At 62.9% G+C, this 24,236-nt stretch carries 29 protein-coding genes and 1 other RNA gene; 16 read left to right on the top strand and 14 right to left on the bottom strand.

Features of this window, described 5'->3' with window-relative positions; genetic code table 11:
* Position 1: 1 nt before the first annotated feature.
* Positions 2–682 (bottom strand): prolyl hydroxylase family protein, encoded by a 681-nt coding sequence (locus LQ954_RS05065; RefSeq protein ID WP_231022222.1) that lies wholly within the window; start codon positions 680–682, stop codon positions 2–4.
* A gap of 117 nt (positions 683–799) precedes the next feature.
* Positions 800–1,149: a transfer-messenger RNA gene (ssrA, locus tag LQ954_RS05060) on the bottom strand.
* 43 nt (positions 1,150–1,192) lie between these two features.
* Between ssrA and LQ954_RS05055 the strand changes: the two genes are divergently transcribed.
* The gene (locus tag LQ954_RS05055; protein ID WP_066781816.1) at positions 1,193–1,624 is read left to right on the top strand and encodes an RrF2 family transcriptional regulator; all 432 of its coding nucleotides are present in this window, start codon (positions 1,193–1,195) and stop codon (positions 1,622–1,624) included.
* A 46-nt stretch (positions 1,625–1,670) separates the two neighbouring features.
* Here LQ954_RS05055 and mscL read toward each other — a convergent pair whose 3' ends face one another.
* The gene (gene mscL / locus LQ954_RS05050; protein WP_231022221.1) at positions 1,671–2,123 is read right to left on the bottom strand and encodes a large conductance mechanosensitive channel protein MscL; all 453 of its coding nucleotides are present in this window, start codon (positions 2,121–2,123) and stop codon (positions 1,671–1,673) included.
* 103 nt (positions 2,124–2,226) lie between these two features.
* Here mscL and LQ954_RS05045 point away from each other — a divergent pair, with 103 nt between their 5' ends.
* The 7 genes from LQ954_RS05045 (at position 2,227) to LQ954_RS05015 (ending at position 8,217) form a co-directional block, all read left to right on the top strand.
* Entirely contained in the window at positions 2,227–2,805 is a 579-nt protein-coding gene (locus LQ954_RS05045) for a LemA family protein (protein WP_227770551.1), read from the top strand.
* 8 nt (positions 2,806–2,813) lie between these two features.
* A complete protein-coding gene (locus LQ954_RS05040) occupies positions 2,814–3,680 on the top strand; it encodes a TPM domain-containing protein (protein ID WP_231022220.1) in 867 nt (288 codons plus the stop codon).
* Complete coding sequence (locus LQ954_RS05035) at positions 3,680–4,351, top strand: TPM domain-containing protein (protein WP_227770553.1); 672 nt, start codon at positions 3,680–3,682, stop codon at positions 4,349–4,351. Before LQ954_RS05040 ends, LQ954_RS05035 begins: the two co-directional genes overlap by 1 nt.
* Complete coding sequence (locus LQ954_RS05030; RefSeq protein WP_227770554.1) at positions 4,348–4,872, top strand: NUDIX hydrolase; 525 nt, start codon at positions 4,348–4,350, stop codon at positions 4,870–4,872. Before LQ954_RS05035 ends, LQ954_RS05030 begins: the two co-directional genes overlap by 4 nt.
* 105 nt (positions 4,873–4,977) lie before the next feature.
* The gene (locus LQ954_RS05025; RefSeq protein WP_227770555.1) at positions 4,978–6,315 is read left to right on the top strand and encodes a PQQ-dependent sugar dehydrogenase; all 1,338 of its coding nucleotides are present in this window, start codon (positions 4,978–4,980) and stop codon (positions 6,313–6,315) included.
* A gap of 139 nt (positions 6,316–6,454) precedes the next feature.
* Positions 6,455–7,759 carry an alkaline phosphatase family protein gene (locus LQ954_RS05020; protein WP_231022219.1) on the top strand — a complete coding sequence of 435 codons (1,305 nt, stop codon included), beginning with the start codon at positions 6,455–6,457 and terminating at the stop codon, positions 7,757–7,759.
* Between the two features lie 8 nt (positions 7,760–7,767).
* Complete coding sequence (locus tag LQ954_RS05015) at positions 7,768–8,217, top strand: MaoC family dehydratase (RefSeq protein ID WP_231022218.1); 450 nt, start codon at positions 7,768–7,770, stop codon at positions 8,215–8,217.
* Positions 8,218–8,243: 26 nt separating this feature from the next.
* Here the strand turns inward: LQ954_RS05015 and LQ954_RS05010 are convergent, their stop codons facing one another.
* The 5 genes from LQ954_RS05010 to petA form a co-directional block, all read right to left on the bottom strand.
* A complete protein-coding gene (locus LQ954_RS05010; RefSeq protein ID WP_231022217.1) occupies positions 8,244–8,876 on the bottom strand; it encodes a hypothetical protein in 633 nt (210 codons plus the stop codon).
* A gap of 79 nt (positions 8,877–8,955) precedes the next feature.
* The gene (locus LQ954_RS05005; protein WP_227770559.1) at positions 8,956–9,540 is read right to left on the bottom strand and encodes an adenine phosphoribosyltransferase; all 585 of its coding nucleotides are present in this window, start codon (positions 9,538–9,540) and stop codon (positions 8,956–8,958) included.
* A gap of 142 nt (positions 9,541–9,682) precedes the next feature.
* Positions 9,683–10,525, bottom strand: coding sequence for a cytochrome c1 (locus tag LQ954_RS05000; RefSeq protein WP_231022216.1), 843 nt, complete (start codon positions 10,523–10,525; stop codon positions 9,683–9,685).
* Between the two features lie 25 nt (positions 10,526–10,550).
* On the bottom strand, positions 10,551–11,837 hold the full coding sequence (locus LQ954_RS04995; protein WP_227770561.1) for a cytochrome b: 1,287 nt from the start codon (positions 11,835–11,837) through the stop codon (positions 10,551–10,553).
* Positions 11,838–11,849: 12 nt separating this feature from the next.
* Positions 11,850–12,434, bottom strand: coding sequence for a ubiquinol-cytochrome c reductase iron-sulfur subunit (gene petA, locus LQ954_RS04990; protein WP_227770562.1), 585 nt, complete (start codon positions 12,432–12,434; stop codon positions 11,850–11,852).
* A gap of 199 nt (positions 12,435–12,633) precedes the next feature.
* Here petA and LQ954_RS04985 point away from each other — a divergent pair, with 199 nt between their 5' ends.
* The 3 genes from LQ954_RS04985 (at position 12,634) to LQ954_RS04975 (ending at position 14,590) form a co-directional block, all read left to right on the top strand.
* The gene (locus tag LQ954_RS04985) at positions 12,634–13,083 is read left to right on the top strand and encodes a tRNA (cytidine(34)-2'-O)-methyltransferase (protein WP_231022215.1); all 450 of its coding nucleotides are present in this window, start codon (positions 12,634–12,636) and stop codon (positions 13,081–13,083) included.
* A gap of 80 nt (positions 13,084–13,163) precedes the next feature.
* Positions 13,164–14,006: an oxygen-dependent coproporphyrinogen oxidase gene (gene hemF / locus LQ954_RS04980; RefSeq protein ID WP_231022214.1), complete on the top strand. Its 843-nt coding sequence runs from the start codon at positions 13,164–13,166 to the stop codon at positions 14,004–14,006.
* On the top strand, positions 13,997–14,590 hold the full coding sequence (locus LQ954_RS04975; RefSeq protein WP_231022213.1) for a GNAT family N-acetyltransferase: 594 nt from the start codon (positions 13,997–13,999) through the stop codon (positions 14,588–14,590). Before hemF ends, LQ954_RS04975 begins: the two co-directional genes overlap by 10 nt.
* Here LQ954_RS04975 and LQ954_RS04970 read toward each other — a convergent pair.
* The gene (locus tag LQ954_RS04970) at positions 14,560–15,306 is read right to left on the bottom strand and encodes a hypothetical protein (RefSeq protein WP_231022212.1); all 747 of its coding nucleotides are present in this window, start codon (positions 15,304–15,306) and stop codon (positions 14,560–14,562) included. The genes LQ954_RS04975 and LQ954_RS04970 overlap by 31 nt on opposite strands.
* A complete protein-coding gene (locus LQ954_RS04965; RefSeq protein WP_231022211.1) occupies positions 15,303–16,115 on the bottom strand; it encodes a hypothetical protein in 813 nt (270 codons plus the stop codon). The genes LQ954_RS04970 and LQ954_RS04965 overlap by 4 nt, the downstream gene beginning before the upstream one ends.
* Positions 16,116–16,222: 107 nt before the next feature.
* On the opposite strand from LQ954_RS04965, the gene lipB reads away from it, so the two are divergent.
* The 3 genes from lipB (at position 16,223) to LQ954_RS04950 (ending at position 18,082) form a co-directional block, all read left to right on the top strand.
* On the top strand, positions 16,223–16,870 hold the full coding sequence (gene lipB / locus LQ954_RS04960) for a lipoyl(octanoyl) transferase LipB (RefSeq protein WP_231022724.1): 648 nt from the start codon (positions 16,223–16,225) through the stop codon (positions 16,868–16,870).
* Between the two features lie 88 nt (positions 16,871–16,958).
* Entirely contained in the window at positions 16,959–17,213 is a 255-nt protein-coding gene (locus LQ954_RS04955; protein ID WP_227770568.1) for a hypothetical protein, read from the top strand.
* A gap of 170 nt (positions 17,214–17,383) precedes the next feature.
* Positions 17,384–18,082, top strand: coding sequence for a hypothetical protein (locus LQ954_RS04950; RefSeq protein WP_231022210.1), 699 nt, complete (start codon positions 17,384–17,386; stop codon positions 18,080–18,082).
* 172 nt (positions 18,083–18,254) lie between these two features.
* Here LQ954_RS04950 and LQ954_RS04945 read toward each other — a convergent pair whose 3' ends face one another.
* From LQ954_RS04945 to LQ954_RS04930, 4 genes are all read right to left on the bottom strand, one after another.
* Positions 18,255–18,743 carry an asparaginase domain-containing protein gene (locus tag LQ954_RS04945; protein WP_443026602.1) on the bottom strand — a complete coding sequence of 163 codons (489 nt, stop codon included), beginning with the start codon at positions 18,741–18,743 and terminating at the stop codon, positions 18,255–18,257.
* A gap of 83 nt (positions 18,744–18,826) precedes the next feature.
* Entirely contained in the window at positions 18,827–20,299 is a 1,473-nt protein-coding gene (locus LQ954_RS04940) for a flavin-containing monooxygenase (RefSeq protein ID WP_231022209.1), read from the bottom strand.
* A 96-nt stretch (positions 20,300–20,395) separates the two neighbouring features.
* Positions 20,396–20,563 (bottom strand): hypothetical protein, encoded by a 168-nt coding sequence (locus LQ954_RS04935; protein ID WP_227770571.1) that lies wholly within the window; start codon positions 20,561–20,563, stop codon positions 20,396–20,398.
* A gap of 64 nt (positions 20,564–20,627) precedes the next feature.
* On the bottom strand, positions 20,628–21,557 hold the full coding sequence (locus LQ954_RS04930) for a threonine ammonia-lyase (protein WP_231022208.1): 930 nt from the start codon (positions 21,555–21,557) through the stop codon (positions 20,628–20,630).
* A 197-nt stretch (positions 21,558–21,754) separates the two neighbouring features.
* Here LQ954_RS04930 and LQ954_RS04925 point away from each other — a divergent pair, with 197 nt between their 5' ends.
* A complete protein-coding gene (locus LQ954_RS04925) occupies positions 21,755–22,987 on the top strand; it encodes a type III PLP-dependent enzyme (RefSeq protein ID WP_231022207.1) in 1,233 nt (410 codons plus the stop codon).
* Positions 22,988–23,096: 109 nt separating this feature from the next.
* Positions 23,097–24,176: a 1,9-bis(guanidino)-5-aza-nonane synthase gene (locus tag LQ954_RS04920; protein ID WP_231022206.1), complete on the top strand. Its 1,080-nt coding sequence runs from the start codon at positions 23,097–23,099 to the stop codon at positions 24,174–24,176.
* Positions 24,177–24,236 lie beyond the last annotated feature (60 nt).

Raw genomic sequence — 24,236 nt, 5'->3', positions numbered from 1 at the left:
GTCAAGATCCAGGCGTCCAGGGTGCCTCTCGAAACCATTTCGTGATGATGTACTTCACCCCTTCGGAAACGGCAGTGCCCTCGTGGAGGGTAGCGGTGTTCGGGCTGCCGTCGGGGTTCATGTTGTTCCACGCGAGCAAGGTACCCCGCTTTGGCTTCACGCGTACGCCGGCCTGGGGAAACCAGGTGGCCCCACCCTCCTCGACGTCGTTCAGGAAGATCATCGCTGTCCACACGCGCTGGCCGCCGGATGCCTTCATCGAGGGCCAATAGCTCTCGCCTTCGTGGAAGTAATCATGGTGCGCCTTGAAATATTGTCCCGGCGCGTAGCGTTGACCCTGCATTGTCTCGCCCCACGCGGGATCCAGCCCGAGAAGATTGGCGATCCCCTCGTCAATCGGCTGAATGTCCGGCGAACGACGGTTCATGTCGCAGCTTTCGGAGGTGCGAAAGGACGTGTCGCCATGATCGGACAGCAACGTAGAGGGCCGCCGGTTCGCGTCGATCATCGCGACCAGCCGCTTGCACGTCGCCACGTCGAGATAGTTCGGGATCTTCCACGCTGCAGCTTGCTCGGTGGGAAGTCGGATCGCTCGCGGATCTGCACTGAGCCGATCGGCGACAATATTGCCGATTCGGGCGCGATGATCGGAGGGATGACCGGGAACGCTGGTGATCGCCATGAGGCACCTATTTGCGCGCGCCACCCCGAATGGCAAGGTCCGCGCCAGTGCCCCTCGTTGCAGGGCGAGCATGCATGAGGTGGGGAGCTTCTGTTGCCCGGCGCTCCCCGTGCCGCTGGAATCCGCTTCTGTTGCCCGGTGCGGCCCGACCGCGCTATTTTGGAGTAACCTTAGGCCGTTAAGCCGTCAGGTTACGCCGCAATCGCGAGTGCTTCGTTATCGTTGGCACTTGTGTATGGGCCGTCACGGTGGTCCCATTCCGAGCAAAAACCAGCGCTTTTCAACACACGTCGATCCTGGTTCGGCCCCGTCAACGAAGCTGCTGAAAGCAGCTGCGATGGTGGAGCCGCCGGGTACTGCCCCCGGGTCCGCTGTGCCTATTCTTCGCCGGCGTTTATCGCCATAGCCGTGGGGCAAGCCCCGCGAGCCCGACCGATATAGGGACCCGAACAGAAAGTTGGAAGAGGCGCCTTTCGGTCGCCATAATGCGGGTGCATATAACAGAGTATCATGCTTACCCAGCGTTCCCGTTACGCCCTGCGCTCGATGCTGTTCCTCGCGACCATGCCAGCCGGTGGCCCGCCTACCCCGATGAACCGCATTGCGGCCGAAGCGAACGTGCCGCGCAAGTTTCTGGAGCTGATCCTCGCGGACCTGCGGGACGCCGGCCTGCTGCACAGCCAGCGTGGCAAGATGGGTGGCTATGTGCTGTCGCGGCCGGCCCATCTGATTTCGCTGGGCGAAGTGATCCGCGTGATTGAAGGGCCGCTGGCACTTGTACCCTGCGTCAGCCGCACCGCCTATCGGCCGTGTAAGGATTGCAAGAGCGAAGCGGATTGCGCCATCCGCCACGCGATGGCCCGGGTGCGCGATGAAACAGCGCGTATCCTCGACGGTACAAGCCTGGCAGACGCCACGGCAGAGGAGATGGCGGCGGCATAATCCGCCGCTCGCCCCCGCGCGACGGCGAGAAGAACGCCCGCGCTCGTCAGACCTTTGGGCGCGCCTTCAACTCATCGCGGATCTCCCGCAGCAGTGCGACGTCGGCTGGCTCTGCCTTGGGCTCTTCGGCGGCCCTGGCCCTTTCATGCTCGAACAGGGCCACTGCTCGGTTCACCGTGCGTAGCAGCATGAAGATGATGAACGCCACGATCAGGAAATTGACGGCCTGAGTAACGAACGCCCCATAGCCCAGCAGGGGTACGCCAGCCTTCTTGAGCGCGGCGTAATCCGTCGAGCCTTTCAACGCGGCCGGCACCTCACCAAGCACCAGGAAATAGCTGGAAAAATCCAGCCCGCCGAAGATCTTCCCGATCACGGGCATCAACACGTCCTCGGTGAGAGACGTCACGATCTTGCCGAATGCCGCGCCGATGATCACGGCCACGGCGAGATCAAGCACGTTGCCACGGGCGATAAACGCCCTGAATTCCTTGAGCATCGTCATTTCCCCGTCTTTTGATCAAGGTTAATCGCTGATTGCCCCTTCGCCAAGCGACACGGCTGTCCTATATCGATGACACAGTTATTGGAGAGCCAAGCCCATGACGTTCCGCCCTGTCGTCCTCCTCGCACTGTCTGCCAGCCTTGCTGGGTGCGGGATCAACAGCGTTCCGACGGCGGAGGAAAATGCCAAGGCGCGGTGGGCCGACGTCCAGAATCAGTATCAGCGCCGCGCGGACTTGATCCCCAACCTGGTGTCGACCGTGAAGGCGGCGGGCGCTCAGGAGAAGGAAGTGCTGACTGAGGTCACTCAGGCTCGCGCGTCGGCGACCCAGATCCAAGTGTCTGGAGATGATCTGGCCGATCCCGCGAAGATGCAGGCTTACCAGCGTGCGCAGGCGGGGCTTACGCTTTCGCTGCAGCGGTTGCAGGAGGCGTATCCCGAGCTGAAGAGCCAGGCGAATTACACCACGTTGATGAGCCAGCTGGAAGGCACCGAAAACCGGATCACCATCGCCCGCAACGACTATAACACCGCGGTTCAGGCTTATAACACGCGTATCCGCACCTTCCCCGACGCGATCGGCGCCAGGATCTTTTACGGCGCGAAGCCGATGGTACCGTTCCAAGCCACGACGCCGGGAGCGGAGACGGCCCCCAAGGTTGATTTCGGCGGCTGACGATCAGGATGAGCGCACCACTCGCTGCCACCCGAAGGCGGATCGGCGCACAACCTCGTGCGTCCTGGCGATGGATCGCCGCCCTGATTTGGGGGGCACTCCTGCTGACCGTGTCGCTCGCAGCGGGTGCCGCCAACGCGCAGACCTTCCCGAAATTCACCGGCTTCGTCGTGGACGCCGCAGATATTCTGCCGCCACAAGTAGAGGCGGACCTTACCCGCAAGCTCGATGCCGTGCAGCGGGACACCAAGCGGCAATTGATCGTCGCCACGGTGCCCAGTCTGGAGGGTTATCCGATCGAGGAATATGGCTACAAGCTGGGCAGAGCCTGGGGCGTCGGGCTGAAGGACGTCAATAACGGCGCCATTCTTCTGGTCGCACCCACTGACCGCAAGGTGCGCGTGGAGGTGGGCTACGGTCTTGAGCCGATACTGACCGACGCTCTTTCCAGCGTGATCATCAACCAGCAGATCCTCCCGCGCTTCAAGGCTGGAGACCTGCCGGGCGGGGTTGTCGCTGGTGCGGATGCTCTCGAGGCGCAGCTACGGGCGTCGCCTGAAGAGGCTCAGGCGCGCCTTGATGCCGCCATCAAGCAATTCGACGCGACACAGACCAGCAAGCGCCGCAGCGGTGGCGGCCTTCCCGTCGGACTGATCTTCTGGGGCATGGTCGCGCTCTTCGTCCTGCTGTCGCTGGGGCGTCGCGGCGCGGCAAAGGGCCGCCGCTATCGCAGCGACGGCGGTCTCGAATCCGTCATTCTGTGGAACATTGCCGCCAATGTGGCGAGCGCCGCACTCAACAGTCGAAATGACGACGACGGCTGGGGCGGCGGCGGCGGCTCATTCGGAGGCGGCGGCGCCTCGGGGAGCTGGTGATGCGGCTGTCCCCTGAGGATCACGCAAAGGTAACAGCGGCTGTTGCCGCTGCGGAGCAGAACACGGATGGCGAAATCGTCACCATCGTCGCTCGCCGGTCCGACGCTTATCATGACGTCGGCCTGCATTGGTCAGTATTGGCCATGCTGCTCGTGCTGGCGCTGCTTGCCACCTTTCCGGGCGCAATCGACACCGTTCACTTGCTGACCGGGGATCCGTGGAACGAGCATGTATCCACCGGTACCGCGCTAACCGTCGCCACTCTCCTTGCGGCATCGACGTTCCTGCTCGTCCGCTATGTGCTCGCCATCGGGGGGCTGCGGATGGCACTGACGCCTGGTGCCACCAAGACGCGGAGGGTTCATGCCCGGGCCCTGACGCTGTTCCGGGCGAGCGCAGAGCATCGCACCGTCGCCTCGACGGGTGTGCTCCTGTACCTGAGCCTCGATGAGCATCGAGCCGAGATCGTGGCGGACGCAGGCATACACAGCCGCGTCTCTCCGGACGTCTGGGGCCATGCCATGGCGGTGCTGCTCGAAGCGGTGAAGGACGGACGTCCTGGCGACGGCATGGCTGCTGCCGTGGCGGAGATCGGTATGGTCTTGGCGGAGCACTTCCCACGCCAGGGCAGCAATCCCAACGAACTGCCGGATCGATTGATCGAACTATGACCGACGACACCGTGCGCGAGACCGTATGGGAAGGCCGCTTCATCAAGATGGTGAAGCAGGGCAAATGGGAATTTGCCTCGCGCTGCCGGGGGATCGGGGCCGCGGTGATCGTCGCAATCACCGATGCTGACGAGGTGATTCTGGTCGAACAGTATCGCGTTCCCCTAGGCCGAACTTGCCTGGAACTGCCGGCTGGGTTGATTGGCGACGTGGAAGCCGGTGAACCTCTGGTGGAAGCAGCAGGTCGGGAGCTGGAAGAAGAGACCGGCTATCGCGCAGGCTCTATCGAGCCGCTCGGCTTTTTCCATTCGTCGCCGGGGATGGTCAGCGAAGGCTTTACCTTGGTGCGCGCGCGCGAATTGGTGAAGGTCGGCGAAGGGGGCGGAGACGCAGAGGAGGACATCACCGTCCACGTCGTCCCACGCACCACGCTACCGGCGTTCGTGGCGAAGAAGCGCGCCGAAGGTGCCGCCATGGACGTGAAGCTCCTGTTACTGCTGGCAGACGAATTGCTGATCTGACCGGCAGGTTCGCGGGCGAGAAGCGCGGCCCAGACAGCGGTCGTCAGCAGTTTGTACTCTTCAACCGCCCTTCCCCCGCTGCGCCAGCGCGTCTATCTCCGCCGAATGCGCAAACACATCCTGATCGTGCTGGGCCTGCTCGTCCTTGCGGGCATCGGCATCTTCACCTGGCTGAGCTGGCCCGACAAGGCTCGGCTCGACGTCGCTGACGTGACTGGCCAACGGCCGACGATTTCGGAGCCCCGCAGCCAGATGATCCCGACCGTCAAGGTCGCGGACGCGGTTGGCTGGCCGGCCGGAGGTAAACCGCAAGCCGCAGCCGGCCTTACCGTGACCCGCTTCGCCGACGGCCTCGATCATCCACGGTGGATGTATCGCTTGCCGAATGGCGACGTGCTTGTCGCCGAAACGAACTCTCCGCCACGCGGGCGCAGCTTTGTCGATCGGGTGATGCGCTATCTCATGGGCCGCGCCGGTGCGGGCGTCCCGTCGGCCAACCGGATCACGTTGCTGCGCGATGCCGATGGTGATGGCCGCGTCGAGTTCCGTTCCGTGTTCATGACCGGGCTCAACTCGCCGTTCGGCATGACGTTGTTCGACGGTCAGCTGTACATCGCCAACACCGACGCCTTGGTTCGCGTCCCCTATACGGAGGGAGCGACCAAGATCGACGCCAAGCCCGAGTTGGTGATCAAGCTGCCGGGTGGCCAGAACCACTGGGCGCGTAACGTCATCGCTGCCGAAGATGGCCGCACGCTTTATGTGTCAGTGGGCTCGGCTTCGAACATCGCCGAGAAGGGCATCGAGCTGGAAAAGCGCCGCGCCAACATCCTGCAGGTGTGGCCGAAGGAGAAAACGTCGCGCATCTACGCGGCGGGCCTGCGCAACCCCAATGGCATGGCGATCAACCCGCAATCGAAGCAGCTGTGGACCGTGGTCAACGAGCGCGACATGCTCGGCTCCGACATCGTTCCGGATTACCTGACCGCCATCGAACTGGGCGATCACTTCGGGTGGCCCTGGTATTATTGGGGCGGCTATCCCGACAAGCGGGTGGAGCCAGCCAATCCCCAGCTGCAGCAATATTCGAAGCGGCCGGATTACGCGCTCGGACCTCACGTCGCTGCACTGGGCCTGACGTTCGCAGGCGACGTGAACCTCGGCCAGCGCTTCTCCCATGGCGCCTTCATCGGCGAACATGGCTCGTGGAACCGCGTCCCTCCATCCGGCTATAAGGTCGTCTTCGTTCCTTTCACGGACAAGGGCTGGCCGGTCTCGGGCGCAAAGCCGGTTGATGTGCTCACCGGCTTCCTCAACGCAGACGGTGAGGCACAGGGACGACCGGTGGGCGTCATCGGTGATCGCACCGGCGCGATGCTGGTCGCTGACGACGTGGGCAATGTGATCTGGCGCGTTTCGGCGGCAAAGGAAGCCACCCGCTGAGCGTCACTTCTCGAACTGAAAGGGCGGGTGCACGGATCAGCCACCTCGGCTGAGCCGTGCGCCCGCTCTTCCTTCTTAAGTCTGGCTTATCAGCAATCCTTTGGGCGACAGCGACCACTCTGATCGCTACCGAAGCGGCATGTTGCGCCGACTGATTCCCGCGCTCGTCGCGGTCTCCGCCCTTGCCGGATGCGCCCATCTCGGGACGCCCGCCGCTCTCCCTTCCGCGACCACGCCGGCGCCGACCGCCGCGATATCGGCGCAAGGTGAAGTTCGCGCTCCCGTTACTATCCTGGTGGCGATCGATGGTTTCCGCGCCGACTACTTGACGCGCGGCGTCACCCCCAATCTGTCGCGCTTGGCCGCAGACGGTGTCACCGGCCCTATGCGCCCGTCGTTTCCGTCCAAGACCTACCCCAACCACTGGACGCTGGTGACCGGCCTTCGCCCGGATCGCCACGGCATCACAGCCAATATGATGGAAGATCCGGCGCGGCCCGGCGAAGTCTTCACCATGGCGACTGATGATCCCTCCTGGTGGAATGCAGCCCCGCCGATCTGGGTGAGCGCGGAACAAGCCGGTATTCGTACGGCGTCGATGTTCTGGCCGGGGTCGACCGTGGCTTGGGGTGGCACGCGAGCGGCCGAATGGCCAAATCTGCTGACTGGCGGCGTGCGGCCGAGCGACTGGCAGGCATTCAGCCAGCAAATGCCCGGCGAAAACCGGGTCCGACAGGTCATCGACTGGATGCGTCGCCCAGCGGCGATCCGGCCCAGGTTCGTGACCACTTACTTTGACGTGGTGGACACTGAGGGCCACCGCGCCGGCCCAGACTCGCCGGGCGTGCGCAGTGCACTGGCCGAGGTGGACCGCCAAATCGGCCAGCTCGTCACCGGGCTCGCCGAACTGGGGCAGCCCACCAATCTGATCATCGTGTCGGATCACGGGATGGCCGCAACATCGAGCGAGCGAGTCGTTCCCCTCGACAAGATCGTTCCCGCGACCGACGCCCGTGTCGTTGAGAGCGGCCCCTACGCGACATTTGCTCCCCTGCCGGGACGCGAAGGCGCAGTCGCCTCGGCATTGCTGAAGCCGCACGCCCACATGGAATGCTGGCGCAAGGAGAATATCCCTGGGCGCTACCATTATGGTCGCAACGTTCGGATCCCGCCCTTCCTCTGCCTGGCGGAGGACGGTTGGGAACTGATGAAGACGGCGCCGACCCACACTTACGCCCGCGGGAATCACGGTTTCGACCCCATGCTCCCGAGCATGCGTGCCCTCTTCATTGCCAATGGACCGGCGTTCGCGCGTGGCCGGCAACTGCCGACCTTCGACAATGTCGCCGTAGCCCCGCTGCTTCGTACGTTGCTCGGCCTGCCTGCGGATCCTACGCTGGACGGCACGGACGCGGTATTTCGTCCCGTGCTGCGGAAAGAATAGGAGAGAGCATGCAATATTTCGAAGACATCGCCGTCGGGAGCAAGGCGAGCTTCGGCAGCTATCATGTCACGCGGGAGGAAGTGATCGACTTCGCCTCCCGCTATGATCCGCAACCTTTCCACCTCTCGGACGAGGCTGCGGCACAAACGCACTTCGGGCGGATCTCCGCGAGCGGTTGGCACACCTGCGCGATGGTCATGTCGATGATCGTCGAGAACCTGAAGAACAACAAACAGGCGGGCCTCGGCTCTCCCGGCGTCGACGAGTTACGCTGGCTCAAGCCCGTTTACCCCGGTGACACCCTGCGCTGCGAAACCGAGGTGATCGAGAAGCGGCAGTCGCAATCCCGTCCGGAGATGGGGATCTTCAAGAGCCGCATGGTCGTGTACAATCAGGACAACGTCGCCGTCATGTCGATGGTGTCGAACGGGCTGATCGCCACCCGTCCGACCTCGTAAGCGGGCGAGTTACTTAGACGCGAGCCTTACCGTGGGCGTTCGGCGCCACGTGGGTTCGCGCCCCTGCCGCCGCTGCCGCGGTTGATCCCCGGACCCCGGTTGAAATCACGCCCGCGGTTCAAGCCGGGCGTCCGGACGCCATCTGCACGATTGTCTCGCCGCAGTTCGCGCCAATCCTGGCGCACATCACGGCGGAACTCCCGGCGTGCGTCCTGCCGCCCCTGGCGGAACTGATCACGATTGATGGTCCCGTTGCGGAAATCCTGGCGATTCTCTCTCAGGTCGCGACGGAGATCGCGCCGCTCCGCGCGATAGTTCCGGCGGAAGTCGTTCCAGTTTGCTCGTGCGCCAGGCTGGTTCCAACCCGGGCGCCCTTGCCAATAACGCCGCTGCGCATCGTTCCAGCGGTGGGGACGGCGGAACCGATCGTACACGTACACTCCGGTGCCGGGATAGTAGAAGTCGTTATACCAGCCAAACGTGCTGCCATATCCCGGGCCGTACCCACCCCAGCCTGCATCGGCATAGTAAGGATCGGCATAATAAGCGGAGCCATAGCCAAGAGAGGCACCGCCATAGCCGTAGCCATCCGTACAGGCAGCTGTGCCAAATGCGAGGCCGCTGATTAGCGCGATTAGGCTGAAGCGCTTGAAACCCATGATCCAACTCCCACACGCTGGAGGGGCGGCAAATACGCGCCGCGACCAGTTCGAAACGAGGGCTATAAAGCGAAGTTCCTTAATGGCCGGGGAACGAAATCAGCGCATCGACGTCCACGCCGTCTGATCGCAGCAGCTCCGCACCGCCAAGATCTGGAAGGTCCACCAGGAACTGCGCCTGCGTGACCACAGCGCCTGCCTTCCGCAGCAGCCGAATAGCGGCCCGTGCGGTTCCGCCGGTCGCAATCAGATCATCGATCAACAGAACCCGCGCTCCGGGAGCACAAGCATCCGCATGGACGGCAATACGGTCCTGTCCATATTCCAGCGCATAATCCTCCGCGATCGTTGCGCCCGGCAGCTTTCCGTCCTTGCGAATCAGCAAGACCCCGGCCTTCAGCGGCAGGGCGAGCGCGGCCGCGAACAGGAAACCCCGTGCCTCGATGCCCGCAACAAGGTCGACGGGGCCGCGCGTCGCCGCCACCATGCGCTCGACGGTCAGTGCAAGGCCGCGCGGGTCGAGCAGCAAGGTGGTGATGTCACGAAACTGAATACCCGGTTTGGGGAAGTCCGGGATCGTTCGGATCAGCGCCTTGAGATCATCGTTCGGACTCGCATCGTCCGCACGGATGGCGTCGGCCACGGGATTGTCGCTGGAGGTCATGAGAGGCTCATGCCCTTCGCGCTTTTGCCTCGCAAGCAAGTTGACCGCACCGAGCGAGAGTGGGCTAGCCAAAAAGAAAGGGCCCCGCTCGCCTAACGCGCGCGGGGCCCTTTCCTATTTGGCCACAACTGCCCTCAGGTCGTCAGTGCTTCACCCCACGCCAGACGTTACGATACGCACCGATCGTCAAGAAGACGAAGATCGCCAGGAAGATAACGCTCGCGAAACCAGCCGCATGGCGCGTTTCCAAGTTCGGCTCAGCCGTCCAGGTGAGGAAGGCAGCAACGTCCTTGGCCATCTGGTCGCGAGTGGCCTGAATGCCGTCCTCATAGGTCACCTGACCGTCCGACGTGATCGGAGGCGGCATCGCGATGTTGAGGTTCGCGAAGTACGGATTGTAGTGCAGGCCCTGCGGCGTCTTCGCATCCGGGAACTTGCTCAGCAGTTCAGCTGGCTGGTTCTGATAGCCGGTCAGCAAGGACGCCACATAGTTGGCGCCGTCATGCCGTGCCTTGGTCATCAAGGAGAGATCCGGCGGAAGCGCGTTGTTGTTCGCGGCACGAGCAGCAACTTCATTCGCATACGGACTCGGGAAGCGATCCGACGGAATGTTCTTGCGAGTCATTGCCTCGCCCGTGTCCGGGTTCACGCTCGGCTGCTCGATCGGCCATGCCTGCGCCAGCGCCTTCACCTGGCCTTCGCTATAGCCGATCTGCTCGAGATCGCGGAACGAGACGTACTTCAGGCTGTGGCAGGCGGCGCAAACCTCCTGATAAACCTTCAGGCCGCGCTGCAGCTGTTGCTTGTCGAACTTCCCAAAAACGCCTGCCGACGAGAGGCCTGCGTCCTTCGGATGCAAATGGAACTCATGTTCCGCGGTTTCCGGTGCCGGATCGGAGATCGCGGTCGAGATCGTCCCGAACAGCGCGATACCGAGCACGAACACGAAGCCCGCGCCGATCAGGAGTGCGATGGTACGAACCATTTTCTTCTTATTCCCCCGTATCGGCTCAGTGCGCCATCGCGGTCTGTGCAGGCGACGTTCCGCCATGCTTGGCGAGCACCGCTTCGGTGATCGAGTTCGGCAACGGGCGCGGACGCTCCGAGCGCGAAACGATCGGCAGGATGATCAGGAAGTGCGCGAAGTAGTAAGCCGTCGCGATCTGACCGATGATGACGTTGCGGGCGGTTGCCTCTGCGCCGCCGACGTAGCCGAGCACCAGCACGTCGAGCAGCAGGACCAACAGGAACCAGCGGTACGTCGGACGATAGTTGGCCGAACGAACCGGCGAGCTGTCCAGCCACGGCAGGAAGAACAGCAGCAGGATCGAGCCGAACATCGCCAGCACGCCCCACAGCTTGCCCGTCAGGATGAAGTCCGCGGTGAAGCTCTTGAGGATCGCGTAGAACGGCAGGAAGTACCATTCCGGAACGATGTGCGCCGGCGTCGAGAGCGGGTTCGCTTCGATGTAATTGTCCGGGTGTCCCAGCAGGTTTGGCGAGAAGAAGACCAGCGCGGCGAAGATCAGGAAGAATACGGCCACGCCGACGCCGTCCTTGGCCGTGTAATACGGGTGGAACGGAACGGTGTCCTGCTCACCCTTCACGTCGACGCCGGTCGGGTTGTTCGAACCCGGGATGTGCAGCGCCCAGATGTGCAGGATGATGACGCCCGCGATCACGAACGGCAGCAGATAGTGCAGCGAGAAGAAGCGGTTCAGCGCGGCGTTATCCGGCGCGTAACCGCCCAGCAGCAGCACGCGAATGGGCTCGCCCACCAGCGGAATTGCCGAGAAGAAGCCGGTGATCACCTGCGCGCCCCAGAAGCTCATCTGGCCCCACGGCAGCACGTAGCCCATGAAAGCGGTTGCCATCATGAGAAGGAAGATCACGACGCCCAGCAGCCACACCATCTCGCGCGGCGCCTTGTACGAGCCGTAGTAAAGGCCGCGGGCGATATGGACATAAACAACGGCAAGGAACATCGATGCGCCATTGGCGTGCGCGTAACGCAGGAACCAGCCAGCGTTCACGTCGCGCATGATGCTCTCCACCGAAGCGAAGGCCACGGTGCCATTGGCGGCATAATGCATCGCCAACACCACGCCGGTGACGATCTGCACGACCAGCGCAAGGCCGGCGAGCACGCCGAAGTTCCACCAATAGTTGAGGTTGCGCGGCACCGGATAACCAGCGCCAATAGCGTTGTAGACGAGGCGCGGCAGCGGCAGCTTCTCGTCCATCCACCGCATCAGCGGCTGCTTTGGCTCATAATGATTGGCCCAGGGAAAGCTCATCTGTGTGCTACCTCAACCCACCGTCACGACGGTGTCGGACGTGAATGCATATTCGGGAACGACGAGGTTCGTCGGTGCCGGTCCCTGGCGGATACGGCCTGCGGTGTCATAGGCGGAGCCGTGGCACGGGCAGAAATAGCCACCGAACGGTCCCTTGTTCTCACCCTCGCCAGCGCCCAGCGGCACGCAGCCGAGGTGGGTGCAAACGCCCAGGGTGATAAGCCAGTTCTTCTTGCCTGCCTTGGTGCGCTCTTCCAGCGTCTGCGGATCGCGCAGGTCGCTGACCGCTACCGCGTCAGCTTCCGCGATTTCCTTCGGCGTCAGATTGCGCACGAACAGCGGCTGCTTACGGAACGTGGACTTGATCGCCTGCCCCGGCTCGATCTTGCTGATGTCGACCTCGGTCGTGGACAGCGCGAGCACGTCGGCCGACGGGTTCATCTGATTGATGAGCGGAAGAACAACCACGCCCGCGCCGACACCGGCCCAGGCGACTGCGGCAATGTTGATAAAATCCCGGCGACGGGGATCATGCCCGTCCTCTTCGTTTCGGGCAGGATAATCGCCCGGAGTAATCGTGTTGTCGACCGTCGCCATTCACCAACCCTTGTCCAACCGGCCCCGGCGGGGAGCGCATGTGGAAAGAGCCTCCCCCGACGCCCGCCTGAAAACCCCCATCGACCCGCGGGGTGGGCGGTTGATAGCTGCGCACCCTGCCCCTGCCAATGGTGATTTTTGCCTCCGTTCACCAAGCCTTCATCCTGTCGGCGCCGGGGAACCGCGTTAAGGGAGCAGAATGCGCATCGCCCTGTATGAGCCAGACATCGCCGGGAACGTCGGCACCATCCTGCGGACGGCCGCGTGTTTCGGCGTCCCAGTTGACCTGATCGAACCGATGGGTTTTCCCTGGGGGGACCGCGCGTTGCGGCGATCCGGCATGGATTACGCCGGATCTGTAGAGGTTGTGCGCCATGCGGACTGGGCTGCGTTCAACGGCAAGAGGGTTGGCAAGCTGGTTCTCGCCACTACGCGCGGCGCCGTTGATCTATGGGATGCTCGCTTTCAGTCGGACGACATTCTCTTGTTCGGAAGCGAAAGCGCGGGCGTTCCCGACCACGTCCACGCGCAGGCAAGTCTCGCCGTCCGGATACCGGTTCAACCGGGCTTCCGATCACTGAACGTCGCAGTCAGCGTCGGTATCATGCTCGCCGAATCGCTTCGCCAGACGCGCGGTGCATCGGCCTGAATGGCCGATTCTCGGCGAGGCTGGCGGCCGATCACCCCGACACCTCGACAGGCCGGCTCACCAGCAAGTATCAGCCGCTCATGAACACGCTCGACAACGAACAAATGACCGCCCGCGCTTGGTTCGAGGAGCTTCGCGATCTCATCTGCGCGGAGTTTGAGGCTATCGAGCGTGAGGCCGGCTCCTCTGCGGCCTTTGATTATACAGCTTGGGACCGGCAGGACCCGTCGGGCGAACATGGCGGCGGTGGCGTGCGTGGCGTGATGAAGGGCCGGGTATTCGAGAAGGTCGGGGTGAACGTGTCCACGGTCGGTGGGCGGTTCGAAAACGAATTCGGCAAGACGATCCACGGCGCCTCGGAGGATCCCAGCTTCTTCGCGACCGGGATCAGCCTCGTCGCTCACATGAGCAATCCGCATGTCCCCGCGGTGCACATGAACACCCGTTTCCTAGTGACCACCAAGCGTTGGTTCGGAGGCGGCGCTGACCTGAATCCTCCGCTGCCGATCGAGGAGGACACCGCAGACTTCCACGGCGCGCTGAAGGCGGCGTGCGATGCTCACCATCCAGAGCATTACGGACGCTTCAAGAAATGGGCCGAAGACTATTTCTACATCCCGCATCGCAAGGTTCATCGCGGCGTGGGAGGCATTTTCTATGACCACCTCGAGGGGGATTTCGCGGACAATTTCGCCTTTACGCAGGACGTAGGCCGCGCCTTCCTCGACGTCTTTCCCCGCATTGTTCGCCGCCGAATGAACCTGCCCTACACGGACGCGGAGATCGCGCAGCGCAACGCGTGGCGCGGCCGATATGCGGAGTTCAATCTCGTCTACGATCGAGGAACGCTGTTCGGATTGAAGACCGGCGGCAACATCGACGCCATCCTGATGAGCCTTCCACCCGTGGCGACATGGGCCTGATCGCTGTTCCAGACGAACAGGTGGCGACCGTCGTCACCACGCTGGAGATGTCGAGCAGGCCGCCGCGGCGACCCATGCCCACATCTCCGTTCCGGCTGGTGCGGTGGACGAGGCCGGCGGCCGAAGGTTATCGAATGCTGTTCCGGCGCGTCGGCGGTCCGTGGCTCTGGTTCTCTCGCCTCGCGATGCGGGAGAGCGAACTGTTGGCGATCATCCACGACGAAGCCATCGAAGTGTATGCCGTCACAGATCGGTTCGGCATTGAAGTCGGCATGCTGGAGCTGGACTTCCGACACCGGAACGTATGCGAGCTGTCATACTTCGGGTTTATACCGGAGCTTGCTGGCCAAGGGCATGGCCGGTGGCTGATGAGCGAGGCCATGGCGCGAAGCTGGCGCGCGGGGATCGAGAGGGTCGTGGTTCACACCTGCACGCTTGACCATCCTTCCGCGCTCAACTTCTACCGGGCACAAGGGTTTGTGGCCGTCAAGCGTACGTTCGAAACGTTCGCTGACCCGCGCATTGCCGGACTGTTGCCGCCCGAAACGGCCCCTCACGTGCCCCTTCTGGCGAAGCGTCGATAAACCACGATCCCGAGTAAGAGCAGCCCGACATTGTAGAACGTGCCGGCGGCCGTCAGCAGAATGGTGACGAGCGATATAAGAAATGGGTTATCGTGCCCCGGTTGCCGGAGCCAGCTATCCATCGAGAAGAGCGGGCTGACTGCCAGCCACTGGGCCAGAAACAACGCGACCACGGCGCCAAGCACCGGCCAGCCGACACCGCGCGTCAGGTGCCAGCTCTTCCGTAGCGCCCGGGCCGCACTCTGGCCGGGCTCGGCCGCGACCACCGGCACCGATGCGACAAGCCGGGCCTGCAGATAAAGTCCAGGCAAGACAAACAGCCACAACCCCAGGCCGACCGGGATCGCAACCAGCAGGTTCACCAGAATGAACCGCCCTATCCAACGCAGGGCAACGGAGAGGCTCGCGCCCACCGTTAACTGCCCAGGTGCGACAAGCAGCATCGCAATGGCAGCGAGCCCGACCATGCCCACGACATCAGCCAGCAAGTACCAAAGGGCATTCCCCTGCCCCCAGGCCGAAACCGCCTCCATCCACTGTGCCATTACCGCTTCGTCGCCGGGCTGCGCAGGGAGCGGCGGCATAGGATCGCACAGGAGTTGCACTACAAGAGCCGGCAAAAAGACGAGAGCGCCCGCCAACGCGAGGACCAGCTCCGCCTCACGGCGAAACACGGCCCAGCCGTCCGCCAGCAGACGCGCGAAATTGATTGTCATGCCTCGTCGTGCGCCTCTAGCGCGGCCGCGTAAAGCTGCGCCGAAAAGACCGCCTGTACCACGCTGAATAGTCCCGCGACCAAAGCCGCAACGGCGGCGACTGTCACGGAGACGACGATTGCCCCGTCGGATCCCGCAAGCAGGCGCGCAATCAATCCGACGACCGAGGTAGACGCCGTAAGCACGACAACGAAAACGATCGCATACAGGATAAGAACACCGAGCAGCTTCAGCGTCATTCCGCGGGTGAGCGCAAAGGACCGCTGGATGGCGCCGATGCCCCGACGCTCGTTCACGATCACGGCACCGAGTGGAACCAGCCGCGCCGTGGCCCAGAACATCACCGGCACGAGAACCAAAAGTAATACCATACCGATGCTTAGGACGCCCATGTTCAGCCCATCCTGAGGTCCGCCGGCCTGTGCCTGTGCTACGCTGAAGCCGGACGTGGCGACCAGAATCAGACCGGGCAGCGCCGCCAGTACGAAGCAGAGGCCGACAATTACCCACACACCAATGAACGCTCCTAGCCGAGCCCGCCCGATCGCCAGCGCCGATCGCAGATCTACGTCAGGATCGCTTGCCACGGCGGTGATCGCGATTGCTCCGATCGACGCTGAAACAAAGACCAGGAGCGATGCCGCCATCTGCGTCGAGCGCAGCATGAAGGACGATCCACCCACCGCGTCGATCGCAGCCTGTCCGATCGGCGGCACGATAATCAGGCCGACAGCCAGCGACAGCAAAATGCTGAATCGGCCGGAAATTACCGCCATCGCGCGGTCCCAGACCATTCCAATGCTGATCATGACCGACCTTGTGTGTGCATCATGCTGGCGACGCTACCCGATCGAACAGCCGCTTGCCAATCTCGCCGGGCGACCGCATCTGCTGCCATGTGAATGAAGGTCTGAACATGGAATGGCGGGTGACGCCAGGGTTGACCGATTACGCAACGGCGCTTGACGAAATGGAGCGCCGCGCCGCTGCCGTGGCGGCCGGAACGGATCGCGAGCTCATTTGGCTCCTGGAACATCCCCCGGTCTACACAGCGGGCACCAGCGCAGATTCAGCCGAGTTGATCGATCCGCGCTTCCCGGTCGTCCGAGCCGGGCGTGGCGGCCGCTATACCTATCATGGCCCAGGGCAGCGTATTGGCTATCTGGTGCTCAATCTGGCGAACCGCGGGCGGGACGTGCGCTGCTTCGTGCACGCGGTCGAAGGCTGGGTGATTGCGGCCTTGGCGGAGATGGGAATAGCCGCCTTCCGCGCACCCGGCCGGATTGGTATCTGGACCTACGATCATGCCGGCACAGAGGCAAAGATCGGCGCCATCGGCGTACGCGTCCGGCGCTGGACCACCATGCACGGCTTCTCCGTAAACCTGTCACCGGACCTTTCGCACTTCGGCGGGATCGTGCCCTGCGGGATTGCGGAATTTCCCGTCACCAGTGCAAAGGCGCTTGGGGCGGAATACGCGCTTGAAACCTTTGACGCGGCGCTGGCGTTAACGTTCGGCGCTTTCCTCGAAAGCCTGACTTGTGCGCGTGAAAACGAGGCTTGAGGGGTCGGCGTTCTGTGACTAATATCCACTCTGATTTGGGTATTAAGGATCCGTCCGCCGTCCAAATCCTTTATCTAGGGAGCTTTCCATGCGTGCTATCTCGAAGATCCTGACCGGTTCGGCCATTGCCGCAGCCGCGCTCGCCGTGTCGGCTTGCGGCTCGAAGACCGAAACCACGGTCGACAACACCACCATTACCGACATGAACGCGACCGAAGGTCTCGACACCATGAGCGACAACATGACGGCGGTTGATGGCGCCATGAACGGCGGCATGATGGCGAACGACACCATGATGTCGAACGACATGATGATGACGAACACCACCACGAACGCGATGTAATTTCGCTTCAAGAAGGTGTTTTGACAGGCCGTCCGGGCGACCGGGCGGCCTTCGTCATTTCAGAGCGTCAATGATCGCCTGATTGTTCGCGCAGCATGACGAACGGTGTTGGATGATCGCCAGAAAACGCGTATGAATCCCGCGCGTTGCGTTTGGGGGAAGTCATGCGAATGGTTGGGTTGCGGATCGTCGGGGTAAGCTTGGCAGCCGCCGCGGTGATGGGTGCGTTGCCCGCTTCGGCGCAATTCTTCATGAAGTCCAAGGATCTGTCGGGCTCAGTTGTGAGGGGAGATGAACCTGGGGTCGCCCAGCCGCTGCCGGGGGCCACTGACAAGGAGATCAAGGCCGGCCTCACCTGGACGCTCCGCGCTGCGCTGAACGTCGCGGCGCTTCAGTGCCAGTTTGAGCCGACGCTGCTCACGGTCGACAACTACAACGCCGTGCTGACCGATCACCGTAACGAGCTGAAGGAAAGCTACGACACGCTGACCGCTTACTTCAAGCGCGTCAACAAGACGGCAAAGGCCGGGCAGACCGCCCTCGACCAGTTCGGGACCAAGACTTACTCGAGCTTTAACGCCGTCGCGTCGCAATATAACTTCTGCCAGACCGCGGGTAAGATTGGCCGCGCCGCCATTTACACGCCCCGGGGAAGCTTCGGTACCTTGGCGCAGGAGCGCATGCGCGAGTTACGGAACAGCCTGTCGCCTTGGGGCGAGCAGCAATTCCCTCGCTATTTCTACGCTGAGTCCCGCGTGCCGCGGCTCGATAGCCTCTGCTGGTCCAAGAAGGGCGAATGGCAGACGAAGAAGTGCGGCCCGCTCGACTTCCCGCCGCCGGTCGGCGCCGTCAGCCTGGCGCAGCGCTGACGAATACAGGCGGGCCTGACGATCGGGCCCGCCTTCGACCGTCGTGATGTCGAGCACGGACTGAGTTAAGGCCAAAGAGCAGTTGTCGGTCGCGCGGTGTCGCACCCGCGCTCCGTTTCTTCGGCCGAACATCAAGGCACCTCTGGTCGCACACCCGCGCTGCGGCTAGCGTTCACTCCACCGCGACAAAGGCGTTGGCAGCACGGTCCTTCCGGACGCGCAATCCGTCGAACACCGTGCCGTTCATGGCAATCCAGATTCCCGACGCGGCGACCTGAGCCGTGGCGAAGGCCATGCCGAGGTTGAAGGTCGCATCACTCTCCGCAAAGCGAGCCGGTGATAGGGCACCCACCAGAACAATCGTCTTCCCCGCAGTACTGCCAAGGGCCTGCGCCGTCTGCGCCATCGTGTCGGTACCGTGAGTGATGATGATGCGCTGTTCGGGCGCATCCGCCACGGTTCTGGCGATCAGCGCTCGATCATCGTCGGTGAGTTCCAGGCTATCCTTCCGCATCACCTCGGCGATCCGGTAGGACAAGGTAACGCGTGCCGTCTTCAGCACCCGATCAACAACGCTCTCGCCAATCTGATACGTGCTCAGCGCGTCGAAATAGAGCTTGTCGATCGTCCCACCGGTGGTGAGCACCAGCACATCGGCCACGGCGCCGTTCTCCTTTGCTGCGAAGACGCGGGCCATACCGCGTTCGCAGCGTCAAGAAAGACCGGAATGTTCTTCGGTCCCAACTAAGCCGCCGCGCGAACCGAATTTGGCTCCGGATTTGAGAATTCCATGCTGTCGTCGACGGAGCCAAACCGCAGCGCCATCACGTCAAGGGCATAATTCTGGTTGAGTCGCCAGGGCTTCTTGCTTCCCTGCTTGGGCAACTGGTCCGCGACCCGCTGAATGTAGCCGGAGCTGAAATCGACGAATGGTTCAGTCGCAATCGGCTGATCGCCAATCCGCGGCGTCACTTGGCGCACACGGCGCTTCTTCATCGTGTTGAGAAGCCGGCAGAGGTACATGGCAACCAGGTCCGCCTTCAGCGTCCAGGAGGCATTGGTGTAACCAAAGGTGAACGCCAGGTTCGGGATGTCCGAGAACATCATTCCCTTGTATTGCAAAGCGTTGGCGATCTTCTTTTCCACCCCGTCGACAATCGGGTCGATCCCGCTCAACAGCTTCACCCGCAGACCGGTCGCCGTGACGATGACGTCGGCCTTCAATTCCTGTCCAGAGCTAAGCATGATCCCGCCCGGCGTGAACCGCTGGATCGTATCGGTCACCACGGTCGCCTTGCCCGCCTTGATGGTGTCAAACAGATCCGCATCTGGCACCAGGCACAACCGCTGGTCCCAGGGATTGTAGCGGGGCGTGAAATGGGTCGCCACGTCATAGTCTGGACCAAGATGCTCACGCACCTGATCGAGGAGCTTCTGCTTGACCTTTTCAGGCTGCTTGCGAGTCATTCGGTAGAAAAGCATCCCGAACATCACGTTCTTCCAGCGAGTCAGCCCGTAAGCCGCCTTGCTGGGAAGTTTTGCGCGCAGCCAATTCGCATAAGCGTCCTGCGCAGGTCGTGACACGACATAGGTGGGTGAGCGCTGAAGCATCGTCACACTGGCCGCCGCCTTGGCCATTTCGGGCACAAGCGTCACGGCAGTTGCGCCGCTTCCGATCACGACGACATGCTGACCGGCATAGTCAAGGTCTTCCGGCCAGAATTGCGGATGAACGATGCGGCCTGCGAATTCCTCCTGACCCGGAAACTCTGGGGCATGCCCTTGCTCATAGTCGTAGTAGCCGGAACACATGTGCAGAAAGGAGCAAGTGAACGAAGTTGGCCCCTGCGGTCCGTCCACGCTTACTGTCCACCGCGCCTCCGGCGTCGACCATTCCAGCCCAGTGACCCGATGACCGAACCGAATGCGCCGGTCGATTCCGGCGTCTCGCGCGGTTTCTTCGATATATTCGCGGATTGAAGGACCGTCGGCGATTGCCTTCGCCTTCGTCCAAGGCCGGAAGTTATAGCCGAGCGTGTGCATGTCGCTGTCGGAACGGATGCCGGGATAGCGGAAAAGATCCCAGGTTCCCCCCATCCCTTGGCGCGCCTCTAGTATGAGGTAGCTTCGATCGGGACAGCGCTGCTGCAGGTGGTGCGCCGCACCTACCCCCGACAGCCCCGCTCCGACGATGATAACGTCGATGTGCTCGCTCATGGACGATCCTCTCTCCGGCGCGAGCTTAACGCATCGAGAGTGGTCAGGAAAGAACCTGACTTACCACGGTGTCAGTAAGTGCTGAACGTACCCGGCTTAGAGCGTCCAGATCAGCACGTTGCCGACCAGCACCGTCGCCATCACGATCATCAACCATCCGCGCTTCGGATCTTGCCCGGTTTTGATCAGCCAGCCCCCACCGAACAGACAGGCGAAGGCGGCTAACATGGCGGCGGCGGGGGCGGCGCTGGCGATCGAATTCATGGCGTCCCCTTATCGTTCGGCGCCGCCACGGCAAAGCGCGTCACCTATGCTGCCGGCCGGACAATCACGAGCCGATCGCCCGGGCATATGCATCAATGTCGACGTTGCCGCCGGACAGGATCACCACCATCCCAGGCGATGGCGCAACCTCCCCAGCCAGCAGAGCCGCAAGCGCCACGGCGCCGCCCGGTTCAACGACCAGACGAAGCCGCTCGGCCGCCCAGCGCTGTGCCGCTTTAACATGAGACTCAGACACCGCCACTCCGGTCGCGTCACGGCGTGACAATACGTCAAAGGTCAGCGGCGAGACTTCCTTGGTCATCAGCGCGTCGCAACTGGTCGAAGGCGGCGCATCACCGACGGGAAGGATCCAGCTTGCCTCCAGGCTTCGCCGCATATCGTCCCATCCTTCGGGCTCTGCGACGGTAATCGACGCATGAGGAAGCGCGAGCGCCAGACCGGCTGCAAGCCCCCCGCCCCCGCACGGCACCACTATATGAGTCGGTTCACCCGAGCCCATCGCCTCCAGCTGTGACGCTATCTCGATCCCAGCGGAGCCTTGGCCTTCGATAATCCAAGCGTCGTCGAAGCTGGGCACCAAGGTCGCTCCCCGCGCCTCCGCCAATTGGGCCGCGATCTGTTCGCGGGACTCAGTGTGACGGTCATAACCCACCACCTCGGCACCCAACGCCAGGGTACCGTCCACCTTCGCGCGGGGCGCGTCCAAAGGCATGACGATGATGGCAGGCATACCGAGTCTCTTTGCCGCCCACGCGACTCCCTGCGCGTGATTACCACTCGAGAACGCAACCACCCCGCGCAAACGCGCGTTCTCATCCAGCGCAGTCAATCGGTGCCAAGCACCCCGGATCTTGAACGCCCCAATAGGCTGCAGCGACTCTGCCTTGAAGGCAACAGGCACACCTTTGATTTCGCTCACGAAAAGCGGTGTTGGTGGGAGGATCGCCGCGATCTTTGCCGCGGCGTCGCGCACACCGGCGCGGGTGGGTTGTCGCACGATTGTCACGGCCTGTCCTTGCCGCAATTTCGGACCGGCGAAAACACACTTTACACGGGGGGTGAGCGACCCTAAGTGCGCGCCTCCGCTGCCCCATGGGACTTCCACCGCAAGGCAGTGATTTCGCAACTGAAGACCGGGGGCTTGCCCTCTGGCATTGGAGGTCCCTTGAATTGCATCAGGATCATTGCGCGCTGGGGCTAGCGCCCCTCTCGACCGTTGCTCGCAACTCTGTTTCGAGCGCCCTCGACATCGCACAGGCAAAGCCGGTCCAGCCGGTCACGCTCGTGCGTCCGCACGCCGCGGCACGCGCCGCCCGGTTCTTCGTGGAGAAGTTCCCGGGCCGGTCGATGTATGCCGTGAAGGCCAATCCGTCGCCCGAACTCATCCAGATCCTCTGGGACAACGGGATCACGCATTTCGACGTCGCCTCGATCGCCGAGGTGCGTCTCGTCGCGCGCACGCTGCCGGATGCCACCTTGTGCTTCATGCACCCGGTTAAGGCCGAGGAAGCGATTGCGGAGGCGTATTTCACGCACGGCGTCCGCGTCTTCAGCCTTGATTCGCTCGAAGAGCTCGAGAAGATCATGCGCGCCACGCGCAATGCGTCGGATCTGACGCTCTGCGTCCGCCTGCGCGTGTCGTCGGAGCATTCGAAGCTCAGCCTCGCGTCGAAGTTCGGCGTGCCGGCGCAGGATGCGAAGCCGCTGCTGTTCGCCGCTCGCCAGGCGGCTGATGCACTCGGCATCTGCTTTCACGTCGGCAGCCAGGCAATGACGCCGGAGGCTTATGCCGAGGCGATGGAGCGCGTGCGTGCAGCGATCGTTGACGCGGCCGTCACGGTCGACGTGATCGACGTCGGCGGTGGTTTCCCGTCGTCCTACCCGGACATGGCCCCGCCGCCGCTGGAGCGCTACTTCGAGACGATCCACCGCGCCTTCGAGAGCCTGCCGATCAGCTATTCGGCTGAGCTGTGGGCGGAGCCGGGCCGTGCGCTCTGCGCCGAGTACAGCAGCGTCGTCGTTCGCGTCGAAAAGCGCCGCGGGAACGAGCTGTACATCAACGACGGCGCCTATGGCGCGCTGTTCGACGCGGCGCACATCGGCTGGCGCTTCCCGGTCACGCTGCTGCGCGAGCCGCAGTCGACCGTGCGCGATCATCCCTTCTCGTTCTACGGCCCGACCTGCGACGATCTCGATCACATGGCAGGCCCGTTCCTGCTCCCCGCGGACATCACGGCCGGGGATTATATCGAGATCGGCATGCTCGGCGCCTATGGCTCGGCGATGCGCACGGCCTTCAACGGCTTCGGATCGGACGAGACGGTGATCGTCGAGGACGAACCGATGGTCTCGCTCTACGCCGAGGTGGAACGCGAGGCCGCTTCCAACGTCGTAAAGCTGTAACCGACTGCTTACATTGGAATAGACGGCGGCGCTCGCAGGGGCGCCGTCGTTCTTACGGGTTAACGCGTCCCCTTCCGAACGACGTGTGCCATCATGCGAGAAGCAACCCATGACTGACACCCTCACGAAGACCGCGGCGGCAAACGCGCCGATCAACGACACCCGCAAGGCGGAACTGCTGTCGAAGCAGGTCAAGCACATCGACATCAAGTCGTTCGACGCGCGCCCGATTGTCGACGCGATGAGCGACATGAGCTTCACCAGCCGCGACCTCGGCCGCGCGACGAAGATCTACAACGAGATGCTGGCCGACAAGGACTGCACCGTGTGCCTGGTGATCGCCGGATCGACCAGCGCGGGCGGCTGCATGGACCTTTATGCCGATCTGGTGCGCAACAACATGGTCGACGTGATCGTCGCCACCGGCGCCACCATCGTCGATATGGATTTCTTCGAAGGCCTTGGTCACAAGCACTATCAGGCGCTTGAAATCCCTGACGATGATACGCTGCGCTCGCTGTACATCGACCGCATCTACGACACGTATATCGACGAGGAGCAGCTGCAGGACTGCGACTTCACGATCAACAAGATCGCGAACGAGCTGGAGCCCAAGGCCTATTCCTCGCGCGCCTTCATTCGCGAGATGGGCAAGTATCTCGTCGAGCACGGCAAGAAGGAGAACAGCCTCGTCAAGCTCGCGTATGAGCATGACGTGCCGATCTTCTGCCCGGCGTTCGTCGACAGCTCGGCGGGCTTCGGCCTCGTCAAGCACCAGGTGGATCGCGCCAAGGAAGGCAAGCCGTACATGATGATCGACGCGGTCGCGGATTTCCGCGAGCTGACCGAGATCAAGATCAAGGCGGGAACCACCGGCCTCTTGATGATCGGCGGCGGCGTGCCGAAGAACTTCATCCAGGACACCGTCGTGTGCGCCGAGATCCTCGGTCACGAGGATGTCGAGGTGCACAAGTACGCGGTGCAGATCACCGTCGCCGACGTGCGTGACGGCGCCTGCTCGTCCTCGACGCTGCAGGAGGCCGCTTCGTGGGGCAAGGTGAACACCGGCATCGAGCAGATGGTGTTCGCGGAAGCCGGCTCGGTGATGCCGCTGCTGGCGTCCGACGCGTATCACCGCGGCCACTGGAAGGATCGCGCGAAGCGGGGCTGGGCAAAGCTGTTCGCCTGATCGACTTGGCCTGACGATAGGTTTGCGCCACACCCCTCCCCTGGGAACAGGGAGAGGTGT

It is taken from the genome of Sphingomonas sp. IC-11, from assembly GCF_021043365.1.
In the GTDB taxonomy this organism is placed as follows: Bacteria; Pseudomonadota; Alphaproteobacteria; order Sphingomonadales; family Sphingomonadaceae; genus Sphingomonas.
Note: the sequence above shows the minus strand (reverse complement) of the source record. Positions and strands in the feature narration are given on the sequence as shown.

Bases quoted from the DNA above. Each gene is read 5' to 3' on its own strand.
- LQ954_RS05065 (WP_231022222.1), bottom strand. From the start codon at position 682: ATGGCGATCACCAGCGTTCCCGGTCATCCCTCCGATCATCGCGCCCGA.
- LQ954_RS05055 (WP_066781816.1), top strand. From the start codon at position 1,193: ATGCTTACCCAGCGTTCCCGTTACGCCCTGCGCTCGATGCTGTTCCTC.
- mscL (WP_231022221.1), bottom strand. From the start codon at position 2,123: ATGCTCAAGGAATTCAGGGCGTTTATCGCCCGTGGCAACGTGCTTGAT.
- LQ954_RS05045 (WP_227770551.1), top strand. From the start codon at position 2,227: ATGACGTTCCGCCCTGTCGTCCTCCTCGCACTGTCTGCCAGCCTTGCT.
- LQ954_RS05040 (WP_231022220.1), top strand. From the start codon at position 2,814: ATGAGCGCACCACTCGCTGCCACCCGAAGGCGGATCGGCGCACAACCT.
- LQ954_RS05035 (WP_227770553.1), top strand. From the start codon at position 3,680: ATGCGGCTGTCCCCTGAGGATCACGCAAAGGTAACAGCGGCTGTTGCC.
- LQ954_RS05030 (WP_227770554.1), top strand. From the start codon at position 4,348: ATGACCGACGACACCGTGCGCGAGACCGTATGGGAAGGCCGCTTCATC.
- LQ954_RS05025 (WP_227770555.1), top strand. From the start codon at position 4,978: ATGCGCAAACACATCCTGATCGTGCTGGGCCTGCTCGTCCTTGCGGGC.
- LQ954_RS05020 (WP_231022219.1), top strand. From the start codon at position 6,455: ATGTTGCGCCGACTGATTCCCGCGCTCGTCGCGGTCTCCGCCCTTGCC.
- LQ954_RS05015 (WP_231022218.1), top strand. From the start codon at position 7,768: ATGCAATATTTCGAAGACATCGCCGTCGGGAGCAAGGCGAGCTTCGGC.
- LQ954_RS05010 (WP_231022217.1), bottom strand. From the start codon at position 8,876: ATGGGTTTCAAGCGCTTCAGCCTAATCGCGCTAATCAGCGGCCTCGCA.
- LQ954_RS05005 (WP_227770559.1), bottom strand. From the start codon at position 9,540: ATGACCTCCAGCGACAATCCCGTGGCCGACGCCATCCGTGCGGACGAT.
- LQ954_RS05000 (WP_231022216.1), bottom strand. From the start codon at position 10,525: ATGGTTCGTACCATCGCACTCCTGATCGGCGCGGGCTTCGTGTTCGTG.
- LQ954_RS04995 (WP_227770561.1), bottom strand. From the start codon at position 11,837: ATGAGCTTTCCCTGGGCCAATCATTATGAGCCAAAGCAGCCGCTGATG.
- petA (WP_227770562.1), bottom strand. From the start codon at position 12,434: ATGGCGACGGTCGACAACACGATTACTCCGGGCGATTATCCTGCCCGA.
- LQ954_RS04985 (WP_231022215.1), top strand. From the start codon at position 12,634: ATGCGCATCGCCCTGTATGAGCCAGACATCGCCGGGAACGTCGGCACC.
- hemF (WP_231022214.1), top strand. From the start codon at position 13,164: ATGAACACGCTCGACAACGAACAAATGACCGCCCGCGCTTGGTTCGAG.
- LQ954_RS04975 (WP_231022213.1), top strand. From the start codon at position 13,997: ATGGGCCTGATCGCTGTTCCAGACGAACAGGTGGCGACCGTCGTCACC.
- LQ954_RS04970 (WP_231022212.1), bottom strand. From the start codon at position 15,306: ATGACAATCAATTTCGCGCGTCTGCTGGCGGACGGCTGGGCCGTGTTT.
- LQ954_RS04965 (WP_231022211.1), bottom strand. From the start codon at position 16,115: ATGATCAGCATTGGAATGGTCTGGGACCGCGCGATGGCGGTAATTTCC.
- lipB (WP_231022724.1), top strand. From the start codon at position 16,223: ATGGAATGGCGGGTGACGCCAGGGTTGACCGATTACGCAACGGCGCTT.
- LQ954_RS04955 (WP_227770568.1), top strand. From the start codon at position 16,959: ATGCGTGCTATCTCGAAGATCCTGACCGGTTCGGCCATTGCCGCAGCC.
- LQ954_RS04950 (WP_231022210.1), top strand. From the start codon at position 17,384: ATGGTTGGGTTGCGGATCGTCGGGGTAAGCTTGGCAGCCGCCGCGGTG.
- LQ954_RS04940 (WP_231022209.1), bottom strand. From the start codon at position 20,299: ATGAGCGAGCACATCGACGTTATCATCGTCGGAGCGGGGCTGTCGGGG.
- LQ954_RS04935 (WP_227770571.1), bottom strand. From the start codon at position 20,563: ATGAATTCGATCGCCAGCGCCGCCCCCGCCGCCGCCATGTTAGCCGCC.
- LQ954_RS04920 (WP_231022206.1), top strand. From the start codon at position 23,097: ATGACTGACACCCTCACGAAGACCGCGGCGGCAAACGCGCCGATCAAC.